General features: G+C 59.8%; 15 protein-coding genes. 5 read left to right on the top strand and 10 right to left on the bottom strand.

The window, feature by feature from the left end; all coding sequences use genetic code 11:
• Positions 1–3 precede the first annotated feature (3 nt).
• The 3 genes from AADW22_RS05875 to AADW22_RS05865 form a co-directional block, all read right to left on the bottom strand.
• Positions 4–852, bottom strand: coding sequence for a carbohydrate ABC transporter permease (locus AADW22_RS05875; RefSeq protein WP_407474447.1), 849 nt, complete (start codon positions 850–852; stop codon positions 4–6).
• Positions 852–1,784, bottom strand: coding sequence for a carbohydrate ABC transporter permease (locus AADW22_RS05870; RefSeq protein ID WP_005852117.1), 933 nt, complete (start codon positions 1,782–1,784; stop codon positions 852–854). The genes AADW22_RS05875 and AADW22_RS05870 overlap by 1 nt, the downstream gene beginning before the upstream one ends.
• 113 nt (positions 1,785–1,897) lie before the next feature.
• A complete protein-coding gene (locus tag AADW22_RS05865) occupies positions 1,898–3,157 on the bottom strand; it encodes an ABC transporter substrate-binding protein (protein WP_407474446.1) in 1,260 nt (419 codons plus the stop codon).
• Between the two features lie 177 nt (positions 3,158–3,334).
• On the opposite strand from AADW22_RS05865, the gene AADW22_RS05860 reads away from it, so the two are divergent.
• From AADW22_RS05860 to AADW22_RS05845, 4 genes are all read left to right on the top strand, one after another.
• Positions 3,335–4,120, top strand: a complete 786-nt coding sequence (locus AADW22_RS05860) for an IclR family transcriptional regulator (RefSeq protein WP_009826389.1) — start codon at positions 3,335–3,337, stop codon at positions 4,118–4,120.
• A 13-nt stretch (positions 4,121–4,133) separates the two neighbouring features.
• On the top strand, positions 4,134–5,192 hold the full coding sequence (locus AADW22_RS05855; protein WP_005852113.1) for an ABC transporter ATP-binding protein: 1,059 nt from the start codon (positions 4,134–4,136) through the stop codon (positions 5,190–5,192).
• A 148-nt stretch (positions 5,193–5,340) separates the two neighbouring features.
• Positions 5,341–6,225, top strand: coding sequence for a hypothetical protein (locus tag AADW22_RS05850; protein WP_132996972.1), 885 nt, complete (start codon positions 5,341–5,343; stop codon positions 6,223–6,225).
• A gap of 105 nt (positions 6,226–6,330) precedes the next feature.
• The gene (locus AADW22_RS05845) at positions 6,331–7,110 is read left to right on the top strand and encodes an ion channel (protein ID WP_132996973.1); all 780 of its coding nucleotides are present in this window, start codon (positions 6,331–6,333) and stop codon (positions 7,108–7,110) included.
• Between the two features lie 33 nt (positions 7,111–7,143).
• Here the strand turns inward: AADW22_RS05845 and rlmF are convergent, their stop codons facing one another.
• The 7 genes from rlmF to AADW22_RS05810 form a co-directional block, all read right to left on the bottom strand.
• Positions 7,144–8,070: a 23S rRNA (adenine(1618)-N(6))-methyltransferase RlmF gene (gene rlmF / locus AADW22_RS05840; RefSeq protein WP_132996974.1), complete on the bottom strand. Its 927-nt coding sequence runs from the start codon at positions 8,068–8,070 to the stop codon at positions 7,144–7,146.
• A 133-nt stretch (positions 8,071–8,203) separates the two neighbouring features.
• The gene (locus AADW22_RS05835) at positions 8,204–8,746 is read right to left on the bottom strand and encodes a cytochrome b (protein ID WP_081858779.1); all 543 of its coding nucleotides are present in this window, start codon (positions 8,744–8,746) and stop codon (positions 8,204–8,206) included.
• A 182-nt stretch (positions 8,747–8,928) separates the two neighbouring features.
• Positions 8,929–9,639 carry an arsenical resistance protein ArsH gene (arsH, locus tag AADW22_RS05830; protein WP_407474445.1) on the bottom strand — a complete coding sequence of 237 codons (711 nt, stop codon included), beginning with the start codon at positions 9,637–9,639 and terminating at the stop codon, positions 8,929–8,931.
• Positions 9,632–10,054 (bottom strand): arsenate reductase (glutaredoxin), encoded by a 423-nt coding sequence (gene arsC, locus AADW22_RS05825; protein WP_407474444.1) that lies wholly within the window; start codon positions 10,052–10,054, stop codon positions 9,632–9,634. The genes arsH and arsC overlap by 8 nt, the downstream gene beginning before the upstream one ends.
• Complete coding sequence (arsB, locus tag AADW22_RS05820) at positions 10,051–11,118, bottom strand: ACR3 family arsenite efflux transporter (RefSeq protein ID WP_407474443.1); 1,068 nt, start codon at positions 11,116–11,118, stop codon at positions 10,051–10,053. The genes arsC and arsB overlap by 4 nt, the downstream gene beginning before the upstream one ends.
• Before the next feature lie 103 nt (positions 11,119–11,221).
• On the bottom strand, positions 11,222–11,554 hold the full coding sequence (locus AADW22_RS05815) for a helix-turn-helix transcriptional regulator (RefSeq protein ID WP_005852102.1): 333 nt from the start codon (positions 11,552–11,554) through the stop codon (positions 11,222–11,224).
• Between the two features lie 161 nt (positions 11,555–11,715).
• On the bottom strand, positions 11,716–12,711 hold the full coding sequence (locus tag AADW22_RS05810; protein ID WP_407474442.1) for a zinc-binding alcohol dehydrogenase family protein: 996 nt from the start codon (positions 12,709–12,711) through the stop codon (positions 11,716–11,718).
• Positions 12,712–12,812: 101 nt separating this feature from the next.
• Between AADW22_RS05810 and AADW22_RS05805 the strand changes: the two genes are divergently transcribed.
• On the top strand, positions 12,813–13,718 hold the full coding sequence (locus AADW22_RS05805) for a LysR family transcriptional regulator (protein ID WP_286699895.1): 906 nt from the start codon (positions 12,813–12,815) through the stop codon (positions 13,716–13,718).
• Positions 13,719–13,769: the final 51 nt, after the last annotated feature.

Here is a 13,769-nt window from a genome sequence, read left to right as displayed (position 1 = left end):
TCTCTACTTTACTGCGCCAAGCGTGAGACCGGCGATGAAGTGTTTTTGCATCAGAAAGAACATCGCGACCGGCGGAAAGGCGGCGACGATCGATCCCGCGCTCATCAGGTGATAGGCTGCGCGGAACTGCGAGTTGAATTCGGTGATGCCCGCGGTGACAGGTTGCGCGCTTGGCCCTTGGGTCAGCACGACCGCCCAGAAATAATCGTTCCAGATGAAGGTAAAGACCAATACCGCCAGCGCAGCCAGCGCGGGCTTCATCAGTGGCAGCACGACAAAGAAGAAGATGCGCCACTCGGCCACGCCTTCGACGCGGGCGGCCTCGATCAAGGGGAACGGCAATGCGCGGATGAAGTTGCGCATGAAGAGCGTGCAAAAGCCTGTCTGGAACGCCACGTGAAACAGGACCAACCCCTGAATGCTGTCATACATCCCCAGCGATATGGTCAGGTCGCGCACGGGCACCATCAGGATCTGGAACGGGACAAAGTTACCCGCGATGAACATGAAGAAGATCAGCAGGTTGCCCTTGAACTTGTAGATCCCCAAGGCGAACCCCGCCATGCTGGACAGCGCAATCGCCCCCAGCACAGTGGGCAGCGTGATAAAGATCGAGTTCATCAGATAGCGCGGCATATTGCTTTCAAAGAAGACCTTGCCGTAGTTCGTCAGCCCCTCGAAGCTGGACGGCCATCCCCAGTAGTTCCCGGCGGCGAAATCCGACCCCGGCTTGATAGAGAACAGCGCCACCGCGATCAGCGGCAAGAGCCACAGGATCAGCGCGACGGGCAGCAACGTCTGATAGGTCAGCTGGCGGCTGCGCGATTGTTTGGCGATCGGTGTAGGGAACATCAGCGAGCCTCCCGCTCTTCGCGCCACATGGCATAGAGGAAATAGGCGATGAACCCGAGCATGATGAGGAACAGGATCACCGCGATGGCAGAGCCGTAGCCCATGCGGAAGCCGAACTCGGACAGCGCTTCTTCGAACATGTAGAACGACAGCACGCGGGTCGATCCGAAGGGGCCGCCGTTGGTCATGACGCTGATCAGGTCAAACGACCGCAGCGCGCCGATGATGGTGACGACAAAGGCGATGAACGTCGCGGGCTTGAGCTGCGGCAGGATAATGTACCACAGCATCTTGCGCCCCTTGGCCCCGTCCAGTCGCGCGGCCTCGATCTGTTCCGGGTCCACCGCATTCAGACCCGTTAGATAAAGGATCATGCAATAGGCCGTCTGCGGCCACAGCCCCGCCGCGATGATCCCGTAGGTTGCCGTAGACGGATCGCCCAGGATATTCACCGGCCCTGCCCCGAAAATCGCCAGCATCGCGTTCAGCAGCCCTTCGCGTGGCAGGTAGAACCACGAAAACACCAGCCCGACGACCACCTGGGAGATGACAAAAGGAAAGAAGAACAAAGACTTGTAGATACGGATGCCGCGCACGGTCTGGTTCAGGAACAAGGCGATGAACAGCCCCGCAGGCACCGCCAGCAAATACAGCACCAGCCATTTGAGGTTGTTCCAGAACGAGATCTCGAACTTGCGGTCCATCTTCTGGTCGCCGATCCCCAGCAACCTTTCATAGTTCGCGGTGCCGACAAAGGTCTTCTCCCCCAGTCCGTCCCACTGGTAGAAACTGATCGCGACGCTTTGGCCGATGGGAATGATCACATAGACCGCAAAGAACAGCATCGCCGGTAGCAGGAAAAGCCACGGCGTCAGCGCGATCTCGTTGCGTTTGTACCAACTGCGCGCGGGGGGCGGTGTTGTTGCAGCCATGCCGTGGTCTCCGGTAAATCAACACATGCGAAAACCGGCCGTCGGCGGGCTTGCGAATGGATTGAGGCGGTGGGTTGCGCCCCCCCGATGCGGGAGGACGCGACGCTTTAGCGTTATTCGTAGATGCGCTGACGCGTTTCTTCGAGACGCTCGAGGATGTCGTCAAGGTTGTCCGGAACCACCATGAATTCCTGCAACCCCTCCATGCCGACGCTGGCCATCTCGGCGCTGAAGTCGCGGTCAAAGAACTGGGCCACACCGCCTTTGGCGCTGGTGTTCAGCATCTCGAACCCCTGCTCGAGGAACTCGTCCTTATCGACCGAGGATTCAGAGTTGATGGGCAGCTGCCCCAAGGCGTCGCCTGCATTGATCTTGGTCTGCACATCAGCCGATGTCACATACTGAAGGAACGCGCGGGCGTTTTCCTTGTTCTTGGCGCCTGACGGGATGTGGAACGTGTCGGTCGGGGCATCCTCGCCCTGTGGCACATCCGCGATCTTCGGGAACTGGTAGAAGTCGATCTGGCTGTCGTCCAGGCCGCCTTCGCGCATCGCGGCAACGGCGAAGTTCCCCATCAGATAGGCCACCGCATCGCCTTCGATCATGAAGTTCAACGCTTCCTGCCAGGAATAGGATTGGTGATCGGCGACATAGCCACCCATGTCGATGATCTTGCGCCAGTTGGCAAAGGTTTCGCGGACGCGCGGATCGGTCCAGGGCACCTCGCCACGGGCGAGTTCCATGTGGAAGTCGAAGCCGTTGGTGCGCATGTTCAGATAGTCGAACCAGCCGCCAGCGGTCCACAGGAACTTGGTCCCGATGGCATAGCACGCACGGCCCGAGGCAACGATCTTTTCGCAGTTCGCAAGCTCTTGTTCAAAGGTTTCAGGCTCGGTCAGTCCCAGTTCCTTGAAGATATCTTCGCGGTAGTACATGCCCCACTGATAGTAGGTATAGGGCACGCCATATTGCTTGCCGTCGATGGTCAGCGCACCTTTGACAGCATCAAGCCCGGGCAGATCACCGTTGGCGTACATATCAGAGATGTCTTCGAACAACCCGGCAGAGACATAAGGGCCCATGCGGTTCGCGGCATACCAGTTGACCACATCGGGCGGGTTCGCCCCCAAGGCGTTCCGGATCTGCGTCTTCCACGCTTCGCGGTCGACGATCGTCAGTTCGATATCGACGTCCGGATGCAGCTCTCCGAAACCAGCTGCCAAGCTCTCCATCACCGCGCGCGGCGCGGGGTTCGACATGTCAGAGGTGATCTTGAGCTCCCCTGAAAGCTGACTTTCGTCCGCGACAGCAAACGATGTTGAAAACCCCGCAGCGACAACAGCCGCGAGTGACCTCTTGAGAATGGAATGCATGGTATCCTCCCTGATGCTTCCGCAATCCAAAACTGTCTCATTATTTGAAACTTAGTTTTGTATATTGATATATAAGATCAGGCTCGCTAGCCTTGTCAACAGTTTGGTGCGCCGCATGGGGGATGGGTCAGTCAAAAGACCCCACAGGATGCAGCGCCCTGAGGGACGGAGAACGATATGAATGTGGTGAACAGCGACGGGACTGTTGCAAAGGCGCTGAGCGTGCTGGATCAGGTGACAGCAATGGGCCGCCCCGTCCGCATGCGCGAATTGCTGGAGACATCGGAGTTTCCAAAACCGACGCTGTACCGGCTGCTTCAGACGCTCACCAGTCAACGTATGCTAAGCTATGACAAGGATCAGCAGACCTATGCGCCGGGCATCCGTCTGGTCAGCCTTGCCCATTCCGCATGGTCGCAAGCCTCGCTTGCACCGATTGCCGCCCCCTATATCAGCGCCCTCGGCGAACGCCTGCGCGAGGCGATCCACCTTGCGCAGATCGACAACGGTCAGGTCGTGTTCGTCGACAAGCGTCAGGCCAGCAGCCGCTTTGCCACGTTGGCGCGCACCGGTCAGGTCGCCCCGGCCTATTGCACAGGAGTCGGCAAGGCGATTCTCGCGCATCTTGAACCCGAGGCACAGGCGCAGGCGCTACAGCAGCAGGCGTTTTTGAAATATACCGACGCGACCCATACCAGCACCGAAACCCTTGTGCGCGAGCTGGAACAGATCCGCGCTGAGGGCATCGCCTTTGACCGCGAGGAACACGAGGCCGGCATCATCAGCATCGCCGCCCCCATTCTAACCGACGCGGGCCGCGTCGTGGGTGCCGTATCCATTGCAACCGCAACACACCGTCATACGCTGGACGGTCTGAATGCGTTTCGCCCTGCCCTGCTTGAGTGTGCCACCCGCATCGGGGCCGAGGCGCAATCCTGGCAGTCCCCCTCTGTCCCCTCATAAAAGGAAGTCGTATATGGCCGGTGTCGTCATGAAAGATGTCGTGAAACGCTATGGCGGTGTTCAGGTGATACACGGGATCGACCTTGAAATCGAAAATGGCGAGTTTTGCGTTTTTGTCGGCCCGTCAGGCTGCGGCAAGTCGACCTTGCTGCGCATGATTGCCGGGCTGGAAGAAACCACCGAAGGCAGCATGAGCATCGGCGACCGGGATGTGACCCGCATGGACCCGGCAGAGCGCGGGGTCGCGATGGTGTTCCAGACCTACGCGCTGTATCCGCATATGACCGTGCGCGACAACATGGGGTTCGGCCTGAAAATGAACGGCCACCCCAAAGCCGAGATCGCCCAGAAGGTGGCCGAGGCGACGCGGATCCTGAAGCTGGAAGAGTATCTTGACCGCAAGCCCGCCGCCCTGTCGGGGGGCCAGCGGCAACGCGTATCTATCGGGCGCGCCATCGTACGCGGCCCCGAAGTCTTTCTGTTCGACGAACCGCTATCCAACCTCGACGCCGAGTTGCGCGTCGAAATGCGCGTCGAGATCGCCCGCCTGCATAAGGAAATCGGGGCGACGATGGTCTATGTCACCCACGATCAGGTAGAGGCGATGACCCTCGCCGATAAGATCGTGGTGCTGCGCAAGGGCCGGATCGAACAGGTCGGCGCTCCGCTTGACCTGTACCGCGATCCTGACAACCGCTTTGTGGCCGGCTTCATCGGTTCGCCCGCGATGAACTTTCTGGATGGCACCACCAGCGGCGGCAAGGTCGTGCTGGACGGGTTGGACGGCAGCTATGCCCTGCCCGTGACCCCACCCGAAGACGGCCGCGACATCACCCTCGGCATCCGGCCGGAACACATCGAAATTGACCCCCAAGGCAAAGGCTTTACCGTCGAAATGACCGAGGCTCTTGGCGGCGTGTCCTATGTTCATCTGCTGTCCGACACCGGTGCCAAGATCATCGTCGAGGAACGCGGCGACGACCGGTCTCGTGAAGGGGCGCAGGTTGGCGTGAAAATCCCGCCCGAGCGGGCGATGCTGTTTGACGCCAACACGGAACAACGTCTGCGCTAAGGCGCAGGCGGGTCATCGGTCACGTAAACCTAGACAGAACCAGACATTCCTGAAAAACAGTTGGGGCGTGCAAGCGAGCCTTGCGCGACAGTCCCGCCGGAGCCGACCGCCCGGGCGGGACGGGCACCGTAGATAGGGAAGCAGATTAATGGCGAAACCAAGACTTACGCTCACCTATATCGTGGAACCGCCCTCTTACGACATCATGGCCTGTAGCCTGCTTGCCTCTATCCGCGAGCAGTTTTCCGAAGACGTGGCCTGCATCGGCTATGTGCCCGAACATCGCATGAACGACGTCCACCCTTCGGTGTTCATCGCACACGAGAAAATGGGGGCGGAGCTGCGCCCGATGAAAACGGAAGGCATGTGGCGCGAGCCCTATCCCCACGGCAACAAGATCATCGCCGCGATGCAGCCCCGCGAGAGCGAGTTTTCCGCCTTTGTGGATTCCGACGTCTTGTTTATCCGCCCCAATACAATCGACAATATCGTCAAATCCGGCCATGTTTCCTGCTCTGTCGCGGCCAGTATGTATTGGGCGCAGAAAGACATCTGGGACCTGATCTACGGGGCCTTCGATATGGAGATCCCGGAAGAGCGTGTGTATCTGATGCGCCAGTCGCGCCGCCCCAAAGTGCCCTATTTCTCGTCCGGTTTCGTCCTTTTCCCCGAAGCCGAAGGACCACAGGGCCGGTTTGCCGATGTCTGGTACGAGACGGCCCGACGGATTGACGAGATCGACACGCTGGAAAAGCGACGCCCTTATCTTGATCAGATGAGCCTTCCTGTCGCCATCCGCCGTGCGGGCCTGACATGGAACCCGCTGGCGGAAGAGCAACATTATATCCTGGGCGGCAAGATACGGGGGGAGCCCCTGCCCGAAGATCGCGATATCTTCACGGTGCATTACCGCAACCCCAAGGTGCTGGAAGAAGTCGGCCTAAAGCATAAATCCCGACGCATGCTGCGCCGTCAAACGGGCGTCAGCTTTGTGCGCCGCTTGGCCCGGACGGACGAGACCACGCCGGAATAATCCTGCCGGCCTACGCAAACCATTGATATTGGCGCGCCTTGCGCCATCTTGACCCTCAGCGGTTGTTGACGATGACGACCCTGAGGGAAGCGGTATGTCCAATCAATGAACAGTCTACGCAGTACGATTAAAGCTTTATACGATGGACAAACCACGCGCTCGCGGCGGTTTCGTTATGGGTTGATCCTGTTTGATTCACTGACGATCATCTATTTCATCGCGACCGCCGCGTTGCCGTCCACGCCGGTGATTACGGCGGTCAATGCGTTCTTTGGCCTGTTCATCCTGTTCGACCTTGCCGCGCGTCTTTGGATCTCTACGAACCTGCGCAAAGAGCTGACGCGCATCTACACCCTTGCCGATCTGGTCGTGGTGATATCGCTGGTGCTGGCACCGCTTATGGCCGAAAGCTTTGCGTTCCTGCGGGTCTTGCGCGGTTTGCGGCTGATCCATGCCTATCACCTGCTGCACGACCTGCGGCGAGAAAGCGCGTTTTTCCGCAAACACGAGGACGCGATCCTTGCGGCGGTCAACCTGCTGGTGTTCATCTTTGTCATTACATCGCTGGTGTTTGTGCTGACCTTTGAAGAGGACGCGGGCGTCGCGGGCTATGTCGATGCACTGTACTTTACAGTGGCGACGCTGACGACAACGGGTTTTGGCGACATCACGATGACGACAACGGGTGGCAAACTGCTGTCGGTGTTCATCATGGTGGTCGGGGTCGCGCTGTTCGTGCAATTGGCGCGGACGATTTTCCAACCCTCCAAGATCAAGCACACCTGCCCCGAATGTGGCCTGAACCGTCACGAGACAGACGCCGTTCACTGTAAACACTGCGGCACCACGCTCAAGATCGAGACGAAGGGCGATACGGGCGGTTAATGCCGCGGGGTATCAGACACGCGCGTGGCTGTTCTAGCGCGCGGATCCCTTCATAAAGGACGCACGCTGATCTTTCTTGATGAATGTCCAGGCGATGAACCGGCTGGTTTTTTGCCCCTGCGCCATCTCGACCACATCGCAGTTGGCGACCTTGGCCTTTTTCAGGATTTTATACAGCGTCTGCACGTTGTCCTTTTTTGACACAAGCGACGTAAACCACAGACATTGCCCCGCAATCGCGCGGCTTTGGTCGACCATGCTGGCGATGAACCTGATCTCGCCGCCGGGGCACCAGAGCTCGGCGTTTTGCCCGCCGAAATTGAGCTTGCCTGAACGCCCTTTGCCAAGGTTCGCCCATTTCCGTTGCGTGCCCTTCGTCGCCCTTTCCATCGAGGCATGAAAGGGCGGGTTGCACAGGGTGACGTGGAAACGGTCGTCAGGATGGATCACCCCGTCGAAAATATCCTCGCGGTTCTCTTGCAGCCGCAGGTCCACGTCCAGCGCGTTGGCCTTTGCAATCTGTTGCGCAGACTTGATGGCAACAGGGTCGATATCGACACCGGTAAACTGCCAGCCATAGGCGCTTTGCCCCGTCAGCGGGTACACTAGGCTTGCGCCGGTGCCGATGTCCAACGCCTTGATCTGCGGCCCGCGCGGAATCTCGTTGTTGTTGCTGCGCGCAAGCAGATCGGCCAGATGGTGGATATAATCGACGCGCCCCGGAATGGGCGGGCAAAGGTAGTTCGGCGGGATGTCCCAGAAATCAATGCCGTAGTCCGCCTTGAGCAGCGCCCGATTGAGCATACGCACAGCCGCCACGTCCCGAAAATCGATGGTGGTTTGCCCCGCTGGATTGGGGGTCGTAAACGGTCCTAGCTCGGGGAGGGCCGCAATCAGGCGCGCGAAGTCATACCCCTCGTTGTGGAGGTTGCGGGGGTGCAGGTTGGTTTTGGTGGCCATGGGAAAGCCTTTGTTGAAAGTGGTGAAAAGCAGCCAGGCCGTTGGCCTGTCTTACCCCCTGAAGGCCCCATAGTAAAACCGAAGACGCGGCCGTTGGTCTCGGGAAAAACCCAAGCTACCTATTTTCAGCGTCTTACCGCCCCGCCATCGTGGACAGGACATCATCACGCTGGATCAGGCGATGCCAAACGACTGCCATGAAGATATGGCCAAGCACAACAAGGGCAAGGATCCAGCCCAGCTCTCCGTGCCATTCCGCGGGCGCTTGCATCCAGGCGACCTCGGCGGTTTGGGGAGAAAATATCTGCACCCCGAAATAGCTTAGCCCACGGGTGCCGCCCGCTGCGGCCAAGAGCCGTACGCCCGGGACGATCACCATCAAGGCATATAGAACCACATGACCCGCGACAGCCGCCTGCCCCATCAAACCGGCATTCGTAGGCCGCCGTTGGATGTTCGCCAGCCCCCACAGACCACGCACCAAGATTAGCCCAAACAGCGTCACCCCCAGCGTCGTATGGTAGCCCCAAAGAAGCTCGCGCAGGGTGTTCTCTCGCGGAAGCGCCCAATGCGCCGCGGCGGAGATAAACTGCGCCGCAAACAATGCGGCCATGCCCCAGTGAAGCAGCCGGCTTACGGTGCCGTAACGGGTTGGTGTATCAGATAGTTGTGTCACAAAATGCCCCTGTCTCTGGCGATATCACGATCGTTAATTACAGCGTCTGCGCGGTCGCCTTAGGCAGACAACTGCGCTGGATGAAGCTTTAACAGACCATCCAGCGCAGCTGTCGCGCAAATCATTCAAGCCGCGTCCCGTTCAACATACGGATATTTCTGCCCCTGCGGTCGACAAATCGGTCAGATCGACTTCTGGTTCACGCGCTTCGACAGCTCGGCGGCGCTTTCCTTCCGCTCGCTATAGCGATCCAGCAGGTAGTCTTTCCTGTCTTTGGTCAGCACCGTGAACTTCACCAGCTCTTCCATGACATCAACGACCCGATCATAGAACGGCGATGGCTTCATCCGATCCGCGTCGTCAAACTCCAGAAAGGCTTTGGGGGTGGAGGACTGGTTCGGGATCGTGAGCAACCGCATCCAACGCCCAAGAATGCGCAGCTGGTTCACGGCGTTAAAGCTTTGCGACCCCCCGCTGACCTGCATGACGGCCAGCGTTTTGCCCTGCGTCGGGCGCACACCGCCCAAGGACAGCGGAATCCAGTCGATCTGGGTTTTCATGATGCCGGTCATGGCCCCGTGGCGTTCGGGTGAACACCAGACCATCCCGTCCGACCATGTGACCAGATCGCGCAGCTCCTGCACTTTGGGGTGACTGGCGTCGGCATCATCCGGCAGCGGCAGGCCAGACGGCGAATAGGTACGCGTCTCGGCCCCCAGCCGTGTCAGAATGCGCGCGGCTTCCTCTGTCATGAGCCGGCTGAACGACCGGTCCCGCAATGATCCGTAAAGCAACAGGATACGCGGGCGGTCCGCGTCTGCTGTGGGCTCAAGCAGACGCGCCGCATCAATGGCTTTGAAATGGGTGTCATCAAGGTTCGGGGTATCAGGCAACTCTGTTTCCTTCCGCGTCAATCAGTAAAGTGCCGTCTTCCTTGGTCAGCGGCCCCTGTGGGAGGTGGTCAAGCAAGTCCAACACGGCCTCGCTTGGGCGGCACAGCCGGACGCCTTTGGGTGTGCAGACAATGGGGCGATTGACCAGAATGGGGTGTTCCAGCATGGCGGCCAAAAGGGCTTCGTCGTCCACGTCGGGATCCAGCAGCCCCAATGCCTCTGCCGGAGATCGCTTTACCCGCAAAGCGCTGCGCGGTGTCAGACCCGCCGCCGCGAAAAGCCCCAGAAGCTGTCCGCGCGTCCAGCCGGTATCAAGATAGGGGATCACAACGGGCTCCACGCCCGATGCTTTTATGATGGCCAGCACATTGCGGGACGTGCCGCAATCGGGGTTGTGGTGAATGACAACACTCATGATGACCCCTCCGAGGCAGGGAACCAATGGCGGGTTCTGTTTGCAAAAGCGACAAGCGACAGCATGACAGGCACTTCGACCAAGACACCGACCACCGTCGCCAATGCCGCACCGGACCCGAGCCCGAAAAGGCTGATCGCAACCGCGACCGCCAGCTCGAAAAAGTTGGAGGTGCCGATCAAGGCGCAGGGGGCCGCTACGTTGAAGGGGATACCCCAGGCCCGCGCGACCCCATAGGCCAGAAAGAATATCCCGTAGGACTGGATCAGAAGCGGCACAGCGATCAGGGCAATCACCAGCGGTCGGTCCAGGATCACCTCGCCCTGAAACGCGAAAAGCAAGACCACCGTCACAAGCAGACCGATGATCGAAAACGGCTGCACACCCGTCTTGAACCGATCCACCGCCGCTTCGCCGCCTTGCGCAATCAGCCGCTGGCGCGTCAGATAGCCCACCAAAAGCGGCAGCATCACGTAAAGCCCCACGGATAACAGCAACGTATCCCAGGGCACGACGATATCCGTGGCCCCCAGCAAGAAGGCAACGATGGGCGCGAAGGCGAACACCATGATGACGTCGTTCACGCTCACCTGCACCAGCGTATAGGTCGCATCCCCCCGCGTCAGGTTCGACCAGACAAACACCATCGCGGTACAGGGTGCGGCCCCCAACAGGATAACGCCCGCAAGATAGGCCTGCGCGTCATCCGGCGGGATCAGACCTGCGAAAAAGTAGTAAAAGAACAACACGCCAAGGGCGGCCATGGTGAAGGGCTTGATCAGCCAGTTCACCACCACCGTGACAACCAACCCTTTCGGCTTGTCCCCCACCTGACGCAAGGCTCCGAAATCCACACCGACCATCATCGGGAACACCATCGCCCAGATCAGCACCGCAACGGGCAGGTTCACCGACGCCACCTCAAGCCCGGCAAGCATACCAAACGCAGTCGGAAACAGATTGCCAAGCAGCAGCCCCGCGCCAATCGCCAGCGCCACCCAGACGGACAGCCATTTTTCAAACGTGCCCAGACCCGCCGCCGCGGGAAGTGTCGTATCAGTCATGTCGAACCTTCAAAAATTGCAGCCCCTTGGCCGTGAATATGTGGTTGCCCGATGTCAGCACAGGAATGTTACAGGACCAATGCGGCACCTCCCCCATGCGCGCCTAACAGGGGCAGGCGAGCTCGTTTATGATGGGCTGGCAGAGTTCCGGGCGCCCGCCGCAGCAATCCTCCATCAGAAAGGCGAGCAAACCGCGCAGCCCCTCCATATCGGCAAAGTAACGAATGCTTCGCCCTTCGCGCTTGCTGCGAATAAGGCCCGAACGTGCCAAAATCGCGAGGTTGGTCGACATCGTATTCTGTCGCACCCCCAAAGTGTCGCCGATATCGCCTGCCGACATCCCCCCTTCTCCGGCTGTGATGAGAAGACGGAAGACATCAAGGCGGGTGACCTGACTGAGCGCCGCAAAAGCGTCGAGAGCGTGATTCTTATCCATATATCGGGAATTATTGATTTATTAGACGCAGGTCAAGCCCTGATGAGCAACCCGTTGCGCTTGCGCGAACCTATGGGCAATCTACGCGCCCCTTCAAAGGCGCAAGGGACGCGGGGGCGTGGCGTGAACATGGCACGACGCCCCCGCGTGATTTCTATTACTTAAAGTCCGCCAAGCACCTGCTTGCCAATCACGCGACCGCTTTCTTGCCGCAGATGCGCCGCGCGCAGCGCCTCGACGGTCAGCGCCTCGCCGCGCTCGGTAACTGTCGACTGCAATGTGCCTGCGTCGATCATCGCTGCGACGCGGTTCAGCAGGTCTTGCTGGGCATCCATATCGTCGGTCGCGAACATCGAACGGGTGAACATGAATTCCCAATGGATGCTCAACGCCTTGGGTTTAGCCGCCTTGATATCCAGCGCCTCGGGGTCGTCAATCAGCGCGATCTGGCCGCGGGGCGCGATCAAGTCGATGATTGCGGGCCAATGCTGATCCGTGGCCGTCAACGCGGCGACATAGCTTGGGGTCTGGCCCAACTCTGCCAGCTGCGCGGCTAGGTCACCGCGATGGTCAACCACGTGATCCGCCCCCATCTTGCGCACCCAATCCTGCGTCTCGGGCCGAGAGGCCGTCGCAATGACGGTAAGCCCGGTCAGCGCTTTGGCCAACTGGATGAGGATAGAGCCGACACCGCCAGCGCCACCGATCACCAGCAAGCTTTGCCCCGCGCCGCCCCCTTCGGTCAGGCGGAATGCGTCGAACAGCATCTCCCACGCGGTGATCGAGGTCAGCGGCAGCCCCGCCGCTTCGGTAAAGTCGAGGCTGGCCGGCTTGCGCCCGACGATCCGTTCATCGACGGCATGGAATTCCGCATTGGTGCCCGCGCGCGTGACGTCGCCCGCATAAAAGACCTCATCGCCGGTCTTATAACCGGTGACCGACGCGCCCACCTCGGCCACGACGCCTGCCGCGTCAAAGCCCAGAACGCGCGCCGCGCCCTCGGGTTGAGCGGCTGCGCGCAGCTTCACGTCGACCGGATTGACCGAGATACCTTTCACCGCGACCAGCAGATCACGCGGCCCCACCGCGGGCCGGTCGATTTCAATCATATCGAGCGTGTCCGCAGGGCCCGCCGCGCTATAGCCAATGGCTTTCATTTCTTTGTTCCTTCATTGTGTCGCTGAAAAATAGGTCTTGTGAAACGGTAGAAAACCGGCATTTTTCCGATTTGATTATTCGGATAGCGGAGATAATAGCGGTGGATACTGACAACCTGCGCCTTTTTGTGATGGCCGCCGACCGGCTGAATATCTCTGCTGCCGGACGGAATCTGGGTCTTGCCCCTGCGGTCGCCAGCGCCCGCCTTGCCAAACTGGAACAAGAGCTTGGCGTAGAGCTGCTGCGACGGACCACCCGCAAAGTGTCGCTGTCGCTCGAAGGGTCCGACTTCCTTCCCTACGCGCGGGAGATTCTGGCGCAGGCAGAGGCCGCGAAGGCCGTTCTTGGCAGCCATGAAACCAGCCCCAAGGGCACCATCCGATTTGCCGCGCCAAGCAGTTTCGCGCAGCGCCACATCATGCCGCTTCTGCCGCAGTTTCACGCGGCGTTCCCCGACCTTACGCTCGAACTTCGCCTGTCTGACGCACGGTTTGACGCGATCGAGGGCAGTTTTGACCTTGCATTGCGCGCGGCCCCCCTAACCGACAGCAGCCTCAAAGGGCGCAAGCTGGCGGATGATACCCGCGTTCTTTGTGCCTCTCCTGCATATCTTGAGGAACACGGCGTACCGCAGTCACCGGCAGAGCTTCGGGGGCATCGGTTTCTGGCATGGATCGACCTTGAGCCGCGCGAATTGATCGGCCCAGAGGGCGAAACCGCGCCGCTTGACCCAGCCCAGATGATCTGCCGGACTATCGTTGACGATGGTGACGCACAGCGTGAGGCCACCCTTGCGGGGGCCGGTCTGTCGATCAATTCGCTCTGGAGCGTCTCGGACGAGCTGCGCTCGGGCCGGTTGATCCGTGTCGTGCCGGAATGGAAGCTGAACGACAGTTCGGTCTTGTGGTTGATGTACCCGCGCTCAAACGTGCTTACCCCCAAGACGCGCATCCTGATCGACTTTCTCATCGCGCATCTTGGGTCACATGCAGAATGGGGCGCGTAGCAGCCAGACCCGCGCCCACTACACGCCCGTTATCGGTATAACCGTCACTCA

The sequence above is a fragment of the Sulfitobacter sp. PM12 genome, assembly GCF_045586035.1.
In the GTDB taxonomy this organism is placed as follows: domain Bacteria; phylum Pseudomonadota; class Alphaproteobacteria; order Rhodobacterales; family Rhodobacteraceae; genus Sulfitobacter; species Sulfitobacter pontiacus.
This window is presented reverse-complemented; position numbering and strand designations above follow the sequence as displayed.

What these genes read in the sequence shown, in the direction of transcription:
- AADW22_RS05815 (WP_005852102.1), bottom strand. Translation starts at nt 11,554, where the DNA reads ATGGATAAGAATCACGCTCTCGACGCTTTTGCGGCGCTCAGTCAGGTC.
- AADW22_RS05875 (WP_407474447.1), bottom strand. Translation starts at nt 852, where the DNA reads ATGTTCCCTACACCGATCGCCAAACAATCGCGCAGCCGCCAGCTGACC.
- AADW22_RS05870 (WP_005852117.1), bottom strand. Translation starts at nt 1,784, where the DNA reads ATGGCTGCAACAACACCGCCCCCCGCGCGCAGTTGGTACAAACGCAAC.
- AADW22_RS05855 (WP_005852113.1), top strand. Translation starts at nt 4,134, where the DNA reads ATGGCCGGTGTCGTCATGAAAGATGTCGTGAAACGCTATGGCGGTGTT.
- AADW22_RS05810 (WP_407474442.1), bottom strand. Translation starts at nt 12,711, where the DNA reads ATGAAAGCCATTGGCTATAGCGCGGCGGGCCCTGCGGACACGCTCGAT.
- arsB (WP_407474443.1), bottom strand. Translation starts at nt 11,118, where the DNA reads ATGACTGATACGACACTTCCCGCGGCGGCGGGTCTGGGCACGTTTGAA.
- arsC (WP_407474444.1), bottom strand. Translation starts at nt 10,054, where the DNA reads ATGAGTGTTGTCATTCACCACAACCCCGATTGCGGCACGTCCCGCAAT.
- AADW22_RS05845 (WP_132996973.1), top strand. Translation starts at nt 6,331, where the DNA reads ATGAACAGTCTACGCAGTACGATTAAAGCTTTATACGATGGACAAACC.
- AADW22_RS05850 (WP_132996972.1), top strand. Translation starts at nt 5,341, where the DNA reads ATGGCGAAACCAAGACTTACGCTCACCTATATCGTGGAACCGCCCTCT.
- AADW22_RS05860 (WP_009826389.1), top strand. Translation starts at nt 3,335, where the DNA reads ATGAATGTGGTGAACAGCGACGGGACTGTTGCAAAGGCGCTGAGCGTG.
- AADW22_RS05865 (WP_407474446.1), bottom strand. Translation starts at nt 3,157, where the DNA reads ATGCATTCCATTCTCAAGAGGTCACTCGCGGCTGTTGTCGCTGCGGGG.
- rlmF (WP_132996974.1), bottom strand. Translation starts at nt 8,070, where the DNA reads ATGGCCACCAAAACCAACCTGCACCCCCGCAACCTCCACAACGAGGGG.